At 69.8% G+C, this 12,911-nt stretch carries 11 protein-coding genes; 3 read left to right on the top strand and 8 right to left on the bottom strand.

All coding sequences use genetic code 11. The features are described from left to right. The first annotated feature begins 85 nt into the window (after positions 1-85). Entirely contained in the window at positions 86-235 is a 150-nt protein-coding gene (locus tag AC1RRS_RS18135; RefSeq protein WP_158285848.1) for a hypothetical protein, read from the top strand. Positions 236-305: 70 nt separating this feature from the next. Here AC1RRS_RS18135 and AC1RRS_RS18130 read toward each other — a convergent pair whose 3' ends face one another. The 4 genes from AC1RRS_RS18130 to AC1RRS_RS18115 form a co-directional block, all read right to left on the bottom strand. Next, positions 306-2,144, bottom strand: a complete 1,839-nt coding sequence (locus AC1RRS_RS18130) for an O-antigen ligase family protein (RefSeq protein ID WP_492856319.1) — start codon at positions 2,142-2,144, stop codon at positions 306-308. Positions 2,145-2,190: 46 nt separating this feature from the next. After that, positions 2,191-4,413 (bottom strand): GumC family protein, encoded by a 2,223-nt coding sequence (locus tag AC1RRS_RS18125; protein WP_492856318.1) that lies wholly within the window; start codon positions 4,411-4,413, stop codon positions 2,191-2,193. A 169-nt stretch (positions 4,414-4,582) separates the two neighbouring features. Beyond that, positions 4,583-5,857 carry an outer membrane beta-barrel protein gene (locus AC1RRS_RS18120; RefSeq protein WP_492856317.1) on the bottom strand — a complete coding sequence of 425 codons (1,275 nt, stop codon included), beginning with the start codon at positions 5,855-5,857 and terminating at the stop codon, positions 4,583-4,585. Positions 5,858-5,972: 115 nt separating this feature from the next. Continuing rightward, the gene (locus tag AC1RRS_RS18115) at positions 5,973-6,515 is read right to left on the bottom strand and encodes a hypothetical protein (RefSeq protein WP_110133398.1); all 543 of its coding nucleotides are present in this window, start codon (positions 6,513-6,515) and stop codon (positions 5,973-5,975) included. 658 nt (positions 6,516-7,173) lie between these two features. Between AC1RRS_RS18115 and AC1RRS_RS18110 the strand changes: the two genes are divergently transcribed. Continuing rightward, entirely contained in the window at positions 7,174-8,487 is a 1,314-nt protein-coding gene (locus AC1RRS_RS18110; RefSeq protein WP_492856316.1) for a UDP-glucose dehydrogenase family protein, read from the top strand. A gap of 4 nt (positions 8,488-8,491) precedes the next feature. Here AC1RRS_RS18110 and AC1RRS_RS18105 read toward each other — a convergent pair whose 3' ends face one another. The 4 genes from AC1RRS_RS18105 to AC1RRS_RS18090 all read right to left on the bottom strand — a co-directional run bounded on the left by AC1RRS_RS18105 (position 8,492) and on the right by AC1RRS_RS18090 (position 11,883). Beyond that, the gene (locus AC1RRS_RS18105) at positions 8,492-9,379 is read right to left on the bottom strand and encodes an SDR family NAD(P)-dependent oxidoreductase (RefSeq protein ID WP_492856315.1); all 888 of its coding nucleotides are present in this window, start codon (positions 9,377-9,379) and stop codon (positions 8,492-8,494) included. Positions 9,380-9,476: 97 nt separating this feature from the next. Then, the gene (locus AC1RRS_RS18100) at positions 9,477-9,692 is read right to left on the bottom strand and encodes a hypothetical protein (RefSeq protein ID WP_110119843.1); all 216 of its coding nucleotides are present in this window, start codon (positions 9,690-9,692) and stop codon (positions 9,477-9,479) included. A 21-nt stretch (positions 9,693-9,713) separates the two neighbouring features. Next, on the bottom strand, positions 9,714-10,613 hold the full coding sequence (locus AC1RRS_RS18095) for a WecB/TagA/CpsF family glycosyltransferase (RefSeq protein ID WP_492856314.1): 900 nt from the start codon (positions 10,611-10,613) through the stop codon (positions 9,714-9,716). 274 nt (positions 10,614-10,887) lie between these two features. Further along, complete coding sequence (locus AC1RRS_RS18090) at positions 10,888-11,883, bottom strand: NADPH:quinone oxidoreductase family protein (protein WP_492856313.1); 996 nt, start codon at positions 11,881-11,883, stop codon at positions 10,888-10,890. Between the two features lie 68 nt (positions 11,884-11,951). On the opposite strand from AC1RRS_RS18090, the gene AC1RRS_RS18085 reads away from it, so the two are divergent. Beyond that, entirely contained in the window at positions 11,952-12,830 is an 879-nt protein-coding gene (locus AC1RRS_RS18085) for an isoaspartyl peptidase/L-asparaginase family protein (protein WP_492856312.1), read from the top strand. The last annotated feature ends 81 nt before the right edge of the window (positions 12,831-12,911 follow it).

Genomic DNA, 12,911 nt, shown 5'->3' with positions numbered 1-12,911 from the left:
ACCCTGTTCCTTCACGCAGGCTTTAGGGTCAGCGAACTAGGCTGTAGTCGCGTAGGGAGGGCCTGCGCGTAGGACTTCGGGTTCCATGCCGCACGTCAATCTCTCGCTGAACAGCCTCGCCCAGACGATCCCGGCGCCGCGCCGTCTGCCGCGCGCCATCGGCTGGGGCCTGGCCGCCGTCGTTTCCGCCGGCCTGTGGTACGCGGCGGTCGAAGCCGTCCGCCTGCTGTTCTGATCCCCCAGACCTGACCTTCAGGCCCTGACGACGCGGCGCGCCTAAATCAGGGCCGCGATCAGGGTCGCCATCAGGGCCGAACGCCCAGCGCCGTGAGCTCCAGCGCCATGCCCACCCGGCCCGCCGGGTTGCGGATGCCGTTGGCCAGGGCGATGAACCGCTTGGGCTTGCCCCGCAGGCGCCACTCCGCCCCCAGATGATAGAGCGCCTGCTCGCGGGCCGCCGGCGTCAGCCGGTCCCAGCGTTCAAAGGCGAAGACCGTCCGCGCGCGGAACAACCCCGTCTGCAGCGGCGCCACCAGATACGACCGCTCCAGCGCCTGGGCCGCGGCCTTGTCGCGCCCGGCCGCCGCGTCCACCGCCGCCCGTCGCAGCCAGGCCGAGCCGGATCCCGGCCGCAGGGCCAGTTCGCGGTCGCTGAGACCGTCCAGCGTCGCCAGCTCTTCCCGCGACGGCGCGCCCTGCGACAGGCCGCGCTCGATGCGTGAGGCCAGGACCTCGGCCGAGGCCGTCGGCCAGACCGACAGGTCGCCGTCCAGCTTGACCGCCAGCATCGGCGCCGCGGCGCTCGCCGCCACGAGACAGCAGGCGACCGCTCCCGCCAGCATCAGCCGCGCGGGCCGCGAACTGGGCGCGGCGCGAGTCTCGCGACGCCCCGTCGCCATGCCGCCGACCACGCCGAGACCGACCACGGCCAGGGCCTGGATGGCCGGCGCCTGCAGGGCGAAGTCGCTGAGGCCGTGGACCAGGAACACCGCCGCGGCGCAGACCGCGCCCCGCGACCAGACCGACAGGCCGTCCGACCCCAGGGCCGCGCGGCCGATCGGAGCCAGGCGCTCCAGGAACAGGGCCGCCATCAGCGCGGTCCCGACCACGCCGGCCTCCTCCAGCCACTGGACATAGAGATTGTGCACGGCGCGCACATTGTAGAGCGCCGGCAGGCTGTCCTGGGTGACGGCCAGCTGGTTGACCGTCGGGAACGATCCCAGGCCGTAGCCGAACCACGGCGCGGCTAGGAAGGCGCGCCAGTGCGGGGCGACGATCTGGGCGCGGACGTCGAGGTTCTGCTGGGCCATGCCGAAGCGCTCGAACACCAGGCCCGCGCCGTTGAACACCAGCACCCCGGCGACCAAGAGGGCGACGAGGGCGTAGAACACCGCGGCCTTGCGCGTGGCGCCGCGACCGGAGAACAGCTCCCAGGCGACGAACAGGCCGACGCCGAACACCGCCGCGACCAGGCCGCCGCGCGAGGCGGTCATCAGCAGGCAGACCAGCAGCAGGGCGCTCAGGCTCGCCAGGCTGACGGCCCGCGGATCGCCCTGGCGCAGCATGCGCGCCCCGCCCCGGCGCAGCCGCGCGGCGAGGGCCGCCACGGCCATGACCAGCGTGGCGGCGAAGACGGTGGCGGCGCTGTTGGGACCCAGCAGGGTTGCGCGCATCCGGCCCGCGCCGCGCACCGAGACGTATTGCGCCAGGGCGCCGGCGGCGTAGATCGCCATGGCGCCGAGCAGGCAGAACAGCAGGCGGCGGCCGCGCGTCTGCGACGCGCCGATCACCCGCGCCGAAACGTAGAGACAGAAGAGGCCCAGCAGGTTGACGACGTTCAGCAGCACCGCCGAACGGTCCAGCGTCGTGGCGGCGAAGGCTTTCGGAACGTAGGACCAGACCGGGTGGGCGCCGTCGGGCGTCCAGGGCGTCAGCGGCCACAGGACGGCGGCCAGCAGCAGGGCGGCCAGCACGCCCGGGACCAGCCATCCGCCGAGGCGGGCCAGGTCACGACGCGCCCAGCCGCAGCTGGCCAGCAGGCCGACGAGGAACAGGGCGTAGAGCGCCGAGAAGCCGGCCGCCACCGCCAGTTCGCTGGCCCCGAAGGCCAGGACGGCGGCGAACACCAGGCCCGTCAGGACCAAACAGGCGGCGGTTTCGGACCCCGCGAGCCGCCGGGTCCGCCCCGCGTCAGTCGGCATAGTACTTTCGGTAGCTCTTGTAATAGTAGCCGGCGTCGCCGTAGCCGTAGCGGGACTGCGCCTTCAGATCCATCTGGGTCAGGGCCACGCCGGCCAGGAACACGCCGCGGCCTTGCAGCAGCGACAGGGCCGAGGTGATGGCCTTGACCGGGGTGCGCTTCCAGCGGGCCAGCATGACCACGGCGTCGGCGTGCGGCGCCAGGATGCGGGTGTCGGCGATGGCCAGCAGCGGGGCGGTGTCGAGCAGCACCACGTCGAAGCGCTGACGCAGTTCGGCCAGCAGGCGCAGGAAGGCGGCCGAGCCGAAGACGTCGCGCGGCGTGTAGGCCGACTTCATCAGCGGCAGCACCTTGGCGCCGCTCTCGTCGTTGACCAGCGCCTCGTCCAGCGTCGCCGCGCCGTTCAGCACCTCGATCAGGCCCACGGTCGGGGCCGTGGGCAGGAAGCGGTTGATCGCGCCCTGGCGCAGGTCGCAGTCGACGACGACGACATTGGCGCCCGAGGCGGCCAGCGTGCGGCCCAGCGAGAAGGTGGTGGTGGTCTTGCCCTCGCCCGGCAGCGACGAGGTGACCGCGATCACCTTCACCGGCTCGCCGACCTTGGAGAACAGGATCGCCGCGCGCAGCTTGCGCAGGCTTTCGGCGAAGCTGGAGAGCGGCTTGTTGAGCAGGTAATCGGGCGGCGTCAGGCCACGCAGGGCGCGGGAGTCGTCGAGGGTGGAGCTGAGCAGCGGCACCGAGCCCAGGTAGGAGACGCCCAGGCGGCGCTCGACCTCGTCCTCGGTGAACAGGCCGGCCATCAGGATCTCGGCCAGGACCACGGCGGCGACGCCGGCGCCCAGGGCGACGACCAGGCCGATCATCAGGTTCAGCGACGGCTTGGGCGCGCTGGGACGGGTGGGGATCGTGGCGCGCGACACCACGCGGGCGTCGGCCTGCTCGATGCCTTGCTGCGCCGTGGTCTGCTTGAAGCGACCCAGCAGCGATTCATACAGCGTGCGGACGGAGTCGGCCTTGCGCTCCAGCTCGCCCAGACGGATGCCGGCGCGGTTGTTGCCGGCCAGGGCCCCGCGGGCGGCGCCGACGCTGCCGGCCATCGAGCCAGTGCGCTGGCGGGCGACCTGGGCCTGGGCCTCGAGGTTGGAGATGATGCGCTTGATCTCGGCCTGGATCTGCCCGTCGATGTCGGCCAGTTCGCGGCGGGCCTTCAGCAGGTCGGGGTGGCGGTCGCCATAGCGGCCCGACAGGTCGGCCACGGCGGCGCTCTTCTCGGCGCGCTGCTTGCGCAGCTGCTGCACGACCGGCGAGTTCAGCGACTCCCCGACGTCCTCGCCGGTGCTGCCGCGGGCCAGCTGGCTGCGGGCGATGCTGAGGCGGGCGTCGGTCTCGGCCTGCTCGGCGCGGGCGCCGGCCAGCTGCTGGTTCAGGCCCGAGATCTCCTGCTCGGTCAGGGTCGCGCCCTGGGCGCTCATCAGGTTGTTGGCGATCTTGTACTGCTGGACGTCGGCCTCGGCCTGCTGCAGCTCGCCGCGCAGGTCGGCCACGCGGGTGTTCAGCCACTCGTTGGCCTGCTTGGTGGCGTCGAACTTCGCCTCAAGCTGCTCGGTCAGGTAGAGATCGGCGAAGGCGTTGGCCAGCTTGGCGGCCTGGGCCGGATCGGGGTGGGTGTACTGGACCGTGATCAGGTAGGTGACGCCCGCGCGGCGGACGTTGAGGCCCGACAGCACGCGATCGACGATGCGCTCGCGGCGGCGCTGGACCTCGATGTCGCTCAGCTTGTCGGCCGGGGTGACGGCCTTCTTCAGGAACGGCAGCCAGGCGCGGACGCCCTTGGCGCCGGCCAGGCTGGGATTGAAGTACGGGTCTTCCTCGAGCTTCAGCTTCTGGACCACGCGGCCGGCCAGCGAGCGCGAACGCAGGACCTCGACCTCGGTGTCGACCACGGCGCTGTCAGCCGGCAGACCCGAGAGCACCGCGTTCATGTCGGGGGCGACCTGCTCCTGGCGCACGTCCAGCATCACCTGGGCGGCGGTCGAGTAGGTGGGCGTCTGCTGCAGCGTGTAGAGCACGACCGCCACGAACACCGCCAGCGCCACGGCCGCGAACAGTCGCAGCCGCCGCCGGAACACGGCGATGATGACGTTGAGGTCGAACGCAGGCGCTCCGGCGTCGGACGCCGGAGCGGTTTGGGTCTCGAAGGTCGAGCCGTCCATGATGCGCACTCTTCACTGGTCGAACGGTCCCCCGGCTAGCGAAGGACCGTGACCTATTTCAGGCCTGGAGCTCGACCCTTACCGACGGAAACATCGGCAAGAGATTAACCGGCTCCAATTTCGAACAATCGGTGGCGCGGCGACCGATGAAAGTTCGGCCGCCAGGCCTTTAGAACTGCAAGGCGACCGAGGCGGCCAGCTTGTTGTCGGTGAAGCTCTTGGACTTGTCGACGCCGTCGGACTTGGTCTTGGCGTAGGTGTAGGTCAGGAAGACCCCGACGCGGCGGTTCATCAGATAGGCGGCCGACAGCTTGCCGCCGGTGCGCTTGTCGGCGCGATCGATGCCGTCGTAGTCGTCCTTGCCGAAGCTGGCCTGGCCCGACAGCAGCACGTTGCGCAGCAGCTCGTGGTCGACGGCGACCGAGCTGTTGGTCGACACGTAGCCCTGCGAGGCCGAGACCACGGCTTCCTCGATGGCGCGCGAGGCGTTGAAGGTGACCGTGGTCAGCTCGGTCGGGAACCACTCGACCTTGCTCTTGGTGCTGAAGCCGCTGACGTCGCGGCTGCCGCCGGCGAAGTTGTCGTAGGTCTGCTTCATGTAGCCGGCGTCGACCTGGCCGCGGATCGCCTGGGCCAGTTCGAAGTCGACACCGGCGGTCAGGTTGTAGCCGTCGGAGTCGCGGGTCTTGGTGACGTCATAGCGGCGGGAATCGCCGGCCAGCGCGACGTAGAAGGCGGTGTCGGGGCTGACCGCGTAGTCGGCCTTGACGCCGTAGCGGACCTGGTCGCGATCGCGGAAGTCCTGGTCCAGCACGGTCGTGCCGCCGCCGGTCGCCGCCAGGCGGCCGTCCTTGTAGTCGTAGGCCTTGCTGGTCAGGTCGCCCGTGATGCGCAGGCGGTTGAATTCCTTGACGCCCTTCAGGTTGGCCGTGAGCAGCGAGTACTCGATCGGGGCCAGGGCGGTGGCCAGGGATTCCGGCGCCGAACGCGGCTCGATCAGCTGTTGGTACTGCAGCGAGCCGGAGATGTTCGTGCCGCGCACGACGTCCAGGCGGCCGTTCACGCCGAGGGTGTATTCCTCGTTGTTTTCGGTGTCGTGGTTCGAATAGCGGTTCACCGAGGCCGAGGCGAAGGCGCCCACGGCGTGACGCGACCAGTCCGAACGCAGCGCCAGTTCCGGCTTCACGCGCCAGATGGTGTCGCTCGTCTCGCTGGCGGCGACGGCGTAGATGTTGTCGTCGCGCTCGGCTTCGATCGTCAGCCGGGGATACGCCTTGAACGCGCCCAGGCGAACGCCCGCGGCCTCGTAGTCCGGGCGCGGACGCTGGCGCACGCTCACGTGCTTGTCACGCTTGAAGCTGGTGGCGGCGCCTTGCGCAGCCGCCATCTGCGGCGCAGCCGCGACGAGCACGGCCGCGACCGCGGCTGAAGCCAGAATTCTCATTATCCATCCCCACTTCGACGACCATCAGGCCGTCTTTTCGGAAACCCGACACAAACAAAAAGGGCTCGCCGACGAAACCCGAGGGCGCGAAGAGCGCCGAAGTTCTAGACGGCGATCAGGTGCCGCAATAGTCGGCGATGACGCCGGCGCACGGATCGTACTGAGCGCCCGGCGTACCAGCGTCGCCGCCACCGCCGGCCGCGCCGTCGAGGCTCGACAGCACGGTGACGGAGTCGCCGCCGTCGGTCGCCGCGGTGACGGTGCCGGTCGCGCCGGTGGCCGAAGCAACCTGGGCGCCGAGCTCCGGCGAGACGGCCGAGGCCACGTCGACGGCCATGGTGCCGGTGATCAGGCCGCTGGCGGCGGCCTGGGTCAGGGCGGCGACGATCACGGCCGGGGAGGCGCCGGTCTTGGCGAGGGCGGCGGCGATCGCGGCCTTGACGGCGGCTTGCTTGCCGGCGGCGTCGAGGGCGGCGTAGCCGGGATCGGCGGCGGCGGCGGTGGCCGCGTCGGCGATCACCGACTGCAGATCTTCAGCGGTCGGCGCGGCCGTCTCGGTGGCGGCGGCCGGAGCCTGCAGCGAAGCCGCGATCGAAGCGAGCGGCGCTACGGTAATGACCAGGCCAAGCGCGGCGGCCTTGGCGAAACGCGATGACATGGTTTACCCCCATTAGTAATGCGCGTTTTCCTATAGGCCGCAACCAAGGGCTATTGCCAGCCCTAAATCCCGGCGTTCGGTTAATTCGGCCGCGACAGAGACGGTTTTTGCACAGATGCGCAACAATCCCTGAGCGACCTGCTTCTGCCAGGATCAATTCTTAGGCCATGCCTGTGACGCGGGCATGAAGCCCGGGAACCATCGGTTCTATATCCTGAAAGGCGAATATTTCCCGCGACAACTCATCGACTCGCCTGGAGAGCATCAAGCTCGGCCATAGAGTCGAGTTTATGATCAATGAGCAGAGCCAATTGTCGTCTGTTCAATATCGGCTCGTTCGCACACAGAGCACTCAACGTCGCCGACGCGTCATGCGGCGCAGTCCTCGCACCACCGGCCGCTCGATGCTGGGCCAGATGAGCAGTGCGACGAGAAAGACGATGACGGTGATGGCGATGAGCACGATGCAACCTCAGGGAGATGAATCCTTATAGTACAGCCTTGATCGCTTGTCCGGTCTCGCGGTGCGGAAAGGCGCCTTCCCATATTGCGCCGCACGCTTGCGCGGCGCATGGAGGCCACGCCTGACCTCGCCCGCGCCATCCTCCTCAGTCCTGGGGCGGCGAGCATCCGGCCCGATCCGAACGAAGAGGTTTCGATGCGCGTAGCGATGATTGGCACGGGCTATGTGGGCCTGGTGTCTGGGGCGTGTTTTGCGGACTTCGGTCACGTGGTGACGTGCATCGACAAGGATCCGCGCAAGATCTCGCGGCTGCTGGCCGGCGAGATTCCGATCTTCGAGCCGGGCCTGGACGATCTGGTGGCGCGCAACGTCCGTGAAGGCCGGCTGTCGTTCACCCTGGAAGGCGCCCAGGCGATCAAGGACGCCGACGCGGTGTTCATCGCCGTGGGCACGCCCACCCGCCGCGGCGACGGCCACGCCGACCTCTCCTACGTCTACGCCGCGGCCGAGGAGATCGCCGGCCTGATCGACGGCTTCACGGTGATCGTCAACAAGTCGACCGTGCCGGTCGGCACCGGCGACGAGGTCGAGGCCATCGTCAAGCGCGTGGCCCCGAACGCCCAGTTCGCCGTGGTGTCCAACCCCGAGTTCCTGCGCGAAGGCGCGGCCATCGAGGACTTCAAGCGTCCCGACCGCGTGGTCGTGGGCACCGAGGACGAGCGGGCCCAGGCGGTGATGCGCGAGCTCTATCGCCCGCTGAGCCTCAACGAGACCCCGATCGTCTTCACCGGCCGCCGCACCAGCGAGCTGATCAAGTACGCCGCCAACGCCTTCCTGGCGATGAAGATCACCTTCATCAACGAGATGGCCGACCTCTGTGAAAAGGTCGGGGCCGACGTGCAGCAGGTGGCCAAGGGCATTGGCCTGGACAAGCGCATCGGCGCCAAGTTCCTCAACGCCGGCCCCGGCTACGGCGGCTCGTGCTTCCCCAAGGACACCATCGCCCTCGTGAAGACCGCCGCCGACTACGGCGCGCCGACCCGGCTGATCGAGACCACGGTCAAGGTCAACACCGCCCGCAAGAAGGCCATGGCCGACAAGGTCGCCGCCGTGCTCGGCGCCGAAGACCTGTCGGGCAAGACCGTCGGGGTGCTGGGCGTGACCTTCAAGCCCAACACCGACGACATGCGCGACGCTCCCAGCCTCGACATCCTGCCGGCCCTGCAGGCCAGGGGCACCAAGGTCCGCGCCTTCGACCCCGAAGGCCGCCACGAGGCCGAGCACCTGCTGCCGGGCGTCGAGTTCGTCGGCGGCCCCTACGAGGCCGCGCAAGGCGCCGACGTGCTGCTGATCCTCACCGAGTGGGACCAGTTCCGCGCCCTCGACCTCGTCCGCCTCAAGGGCCTGCTGGCCGCCCCGGTCGTCGTCGACCTGCGCAACATCTACAAGCCCGCCGAGATGGTGCGCGCCGGGTTCATCTATGCCTCGGTGGGGCGCGGGGCGAAGTAGGCCCCTACCCGCCCTCGCCCGCGATCAGCGCCGCCTTCATCGCCTGCGCCTGCTCGGGCGAGACGCCCATGGCGGCGAGGATCGGCGAGGGGGTGCGCGTATCCCAGCTGCTGCGTGGGCCGATGGTGATGCCGCCGTCGACCACCAGGTGCGTGCCGGTGACGAAGGCGCTGTCGTCGCTGGCGAGATAGAGGGCGGCGCGGGCGATGTCGTCGGGCAGGCCAGCCTTGGCGATCGGCTGGATCTTCGGGCCGATCTCGGCGACGCGGGCGGCCATCTGGTCGGCGACGTCGCGCGGCAGGCCGATCGAGGCCCCGAAGATCGAGGTGGCGATCAGGCCGGGGCACAGCGCGTTGACCCGGATGCCCAGCGGCGACAGCTCGGCCGCCGCGCAGCGGCTCATGTGGATCACCGCCGCCTTGGCCGAGGAATAGGCCAGCGGCCCGAAGCCCGCCTGCAGGCCGGCGATCGAGGCGGTGTTGATGATCGAGCCGCCACCCCGCGCCAGCATGGCCGGCACGGCGTGCTTCATGCCCAGCGCCGGACCGCGCAGCAGCACGGCGAAGGTGGCGTCCCAGGCCTCGCCGGTGATCTCGGCCGCGCCGTGCGGCGCGCCGCCGTGGCCGGCGTTGTTGAACAGGATGTCGAGCCCGCCGAAGGCCTGCGTCGCCAGATCGATCGCCGCGGCGATGTCGGCCTCGACCGTCACGTCGCAGCGCGCGAAGCGCACGGCGTCGGGGAAGCGTTTTTCGAGAAACTCGCCCTTCTCGACCTGCAGGTCGGCGGCGATGACGCGGGCGCCCTGCGCGACGAACAGTTCCACGGCCCCCAGGCCTATGCCCGAGCTGGCTCCGGTGATGACGGCGACCTTGCCGTCCAGACGTCCGCCCATGCGGCTTCCTCCCTTGGCTCGCGGCCTCTGGAGGCGGGCCGCTCAGCGCGGGAGGATCATGGAATGGCCGGCCGCGCGCGGCCAGTCTTACCCAGCGTCAGTTGGCGGGCGAACCGAAGACCCGGTTCGGAAACGGCCGCCCCACGGCCGGCCGTCGCGTCACCAGGCTGAAGACCAGCCACAGGGCGCACGGAACCAGCATCACCACCCAGGCCAGCACGAGTCCGGCCAGGCCGAAGGCGGCGCAGACGCGCTGCCAGGCGTTCGGCTGCTCGATCGCGCGGCGGCGCGGCTTTTCGATGTTCAAACCCATAGGTCCCCCACGGACGTTGGTTTAAGGCTTGAGAACCGGCGCCCGACGGTACGCCTCGGGCGAAACTTGGTTTTTCTTCTTGCCCGGCTTGAGCTGCCGCGCAAGGGCGTTCTTGGCGTCGACCATCGCCGGACCGAACAGATGCCACGGCTCGACGCAGTAGCGGGTGAACAGGCGCTGCGGGTCGGCCATCAGCCGGAACAGCCACTCCATGCCCACCTGGCCCATCCAGCGCGGCGCGGCCAGCTGCACGCCGGCCTCGTAGTCGAAGGCGCCGCCGACCGTGAAGCCGACGCAGGGGTCGAGCTTCTTGTGGTTCTCCAGCAGCCACTTCTCCTGGCGCGGCATGCCCATGCCGACCAGCAGGACGTCGGGCTTGTAGGCCCGGATCTTCTCGACCACCGCCTCGTTCTCGAGGCTGCCGTCGGTGACGTCGAAATAGCCCTGGTGGCTCTCGACCTGGGCCGTCGGCCAGTCGCGGCGGATGTTGTCCAGCGCCGCCTCGGCCACGCCCGGGGCGCCGCCGACGAAGAACACCTTCCAGTTTTCCTTGGTGGCCCGCGCCCAGAAGTCGTTGCGCCAGTCGAGATAGGTGCAGCGGTGGAAGCGGCGGCTGGCCCGGCCCACGATGCGGGCCCAGAAGATCAGCGGCACGGAATCGACCTCGATCAGGTCGGCCGACTTGAAGAAGTCGACGATCTGCTGGTCCTTCTGGATCAGGTAGAGGCTGTGCAGGTTGTGGTTGGCGACGACCGCGCCCTTGCCGGCCGAGATCCGGCCCGCCACGAAGTGGAAGACCTCCTCGGGGCGCACGAGATCCATCTCGCCCCCGAGCACCTTCACGCGCTCTTCGGGACGCCGGTTCATGCGAAACGGGCGGCGCGCCTCCAGAGGATACGCGTCGCGAGCAGGAAGGAACATCTGAACCCCGCCTCCGACTATTCGAAGAGCAGCAATAGCTCAGGTGACCTAACCGCTTCGCTAAAGGACGTCCTTAGCGAGATTTAACCGTATGATTTTACTGCTGTTTCATTATGGGACGGCGCCCCCTCTCCTCCCGTCATTCCCGCCCTCGTGGCGGGAACCCCTCTGTCAGCCGCAAAGGCGGATGAGGCGGACTGCTAAGCAGTCCGCTTGCGCTTCACCTGCGAACGGAACCAGGGGTTCCCGCCACGAGGGCGGGAATGACGGGCGTTTAGATTGTCACCACGACCTTGCCCATGGCCTTGCGGCTGGCCAGGTGGGCGATGGCGTCGCCGGCCTTTTCCAGGGGGAAGCGCTCGGAGACGTACGGCTTGATCTTGCCGGCGGCGTAGAGGTCCATCAGCTCGCGGACATTGGCGGCGTGGCCGGCCGGATCGCGGGCCACGGCCGCGCCCCAGAACACGCCGACGATGTCGCACGACTTCAGCAGGGTCAGGTTCAGCGGGATCTTCGGGATGCCCGACGGGAAGCCGATCACCAGCATGCGGCCGCCCCAGCCGGCGGCGCGGATGGTGGCTTCGGAATAGTCGCCACCGACCGCGTCATAGGCCACGTCCCAGCCGTTCGGACCGCAGGCGGCCTTCAGCTGGTCGGCCAGGGCCTTCTGGCCGTCCTTGTCGAACGGGCCGCGGGCGTAGACGACGCCGGCGTCGGCGCCGCGCGAGATGGCCAGGTCGACCTTCTCCTGGCTGGAGGCGGCGGCGATGACCCGCGCGCCCATGGCCTTGCCCAGCTCGACGGCCGCAAGGCCCACGCCGCCGGCCGCGCCGAGCACCAGCAGGGTCTGGCCCGGCTTGAGGAAGCCTCGGTCCTTCAGCGCGTAGTAGGAGGTGCCGTAGGTCAGGATGAAGGCCGAGGCCTCGTCGAAGGGCATGGCGTCGGGGATCGGCGTGCAGCGCGCGGCCTCGACCGCCAGCTTGTCGGCCATGCCGCCCCAGCCGGTGGAGGCCAGCACCCGCTGGCCGACCGACAGGGTGGTGACGCCCTCGCCGAGCGCGGCCACCACGCCCGAGACCTCGCCGCCCGGCGCGAAGGGGCGGGTCGGCTTGAACTGGTACATGTCCTGGATGATCAGCAGGTCGGGATAGTTGACCCCGCAGGCCTTGACGTCGATCAGCACCTGGCCGGGCGCGGGGGTCGGATCGGGCAGCTCCTCCAGCACCAGGGTCTCGGGTCCGCCGACCGCCTTGCTGAGCACCGCCTTCATCTCGCTTCTCCCGTATTCTTTCTTTAGAACGCCGACGCTAACGCAGGCCGCGCGGCCAAGGAAGCAGAATGTCAAACAAGCGTTTTACTCTCGCCCTGCACGGCGGCGCCGGCGCCAAGCGCGGCCATGACTATTCCGTCGAGATCGCCCACATGCGCGGCCTGATCGAGGCCGGGCGCGAGCGGCTGGCCGCAGGCGCCTCGGCGCTGGACGTGGTGGTCGAGACGGTGGCGGCGCTGGAGGCCTCGGGCCTCTACATCGCCGGCAAGGGCGCCTCGCCCAACGCCGCGGGCGAGTACGAACTGGACGCCAGCCTGATGGACGGCGCCACGACCCGCGCCGGCTCGGTGGCCGCGCTGCAGGGCTTCGCCAGCCCGATCCTGGCCGCCCGGGCGGTGATGGAGAAGACCCCGCACGTGATGCTGGCCGGCGAAGGCGCCATGAGCTTCGCCCGCGCCCAGGGCCTGGAGACGATCGAGGATCCGGAAGCCTACTACACCCGCGCCGGCGCCTTCGAGGACAACGCCGCGCCGGACGTCTTGCCTACGGGCACGGTCGGCTGCGTGGCGCTGGACCAGGAGGGGCGCCTGGCCGCCGCCACCTCGACGGCGGGCGTGTTCGGCAAGCTGCCGGGCCGGGTGGGCGACAGCCCCGTCATCGGCGCGGGGGCCTGGGCCGACGGCTTCGCCGCGGTCTCGTGCACCGGCCAGGGCGAATATTTCATCCGCACCGCCGTCGCCGCCCAGATCGCCCACCGCATCCGCTTCGGCGGTCAGAGCCTGGACGAGGCCGCCAAGGGCGCCATCGAAGGCGTCGCCGAACTGGGCGGCCACGGCGGCCTGGTGTCGGTCGACCGGGACGGCAATGTCGCCATGCCGTTCGCCTCCAGCGGCCTCAAGCGCGCGGCCCTGCTGCCCGACGGGACCATCGTCGCCGAGGCGTTCTGAGGCGGGCCAGCGCTCGCGAGCTTGAGCCGCTTTTTCACCGAGCATCCCCGCGAAGGCGGGGATCCAAGCCGCGTCTGCGGA

The organism is Caulobacter sp. GW821-FHT12A07 (assembly GCF_058807655.1).
Note: the sequence above shows the minus strand (reverse complement) of the source record. Positions and strands in the feature narration are given on the sequence as shown.